The organism is Vibrio sp. 970 (genome assembly GCF_033339075.1).
On sequence record NZ_JAWOTW010000834.1, the window covers coordinates 1 to 514 of the forward strand.

Annotated in this window: 1 pseudogene; it reads left to right on the forward strand. The window is 46.1% G+C overall.

Annotation, left to right across the window (positions count from 1 at the left end):
- A pseudogene (locus R7Q11_RS29455) lies at positions 1-301 on the forward strand (DUF3943 domain-containing protein); the annotation flags it as partial.
- Between the last annotated feature and the right edge of the window lie 213 nt (positions 302-514).

Genomic DNA, 514 nt, shown 5'->3' on the forward strand with positions numbered 1-514 from the left:
CTTTATCACGCCATTCTTTGGTGCGGTAGTGGGTGAAATGATGCTAACAGCAGAGCAAGACATCGTAGCAAATGGCGGCGAAGTGTTAGGTTCAGAAACTGCAGGCGACGTTTCTCTCTTCTTCCTAAACCCTGTTGGTCATATCCACCACTGGGTGACTGACGCATGGGGCGGCAGCGCTGAATTGAAATTCAACTCCTCACCTTGGTTCGGCAATCAAGATGTTGCGAAGTTTGCCATGGACGCAGGTGCAAGCTACGACAGTCAGTTTTACGGCGTAGAGCTGAAAGTAACGTTCTAAGCCAACCATATTGAACGACATTAATGAAGAGCAGCCAAACGGCTGCTCTTTTTGTATCTAGTGCACTGTTTTGATTATTTGCTTCGCGAATTAGTGTGAAAAATTGACTTCTATCAAACATAACCCCTTCCTAGGACCTACACTGAAGAAAAGGACTTATTCCAATAACTTAAGCGATGCGTTCCACCGCACTGCGTCCAAACCTTATTCCAG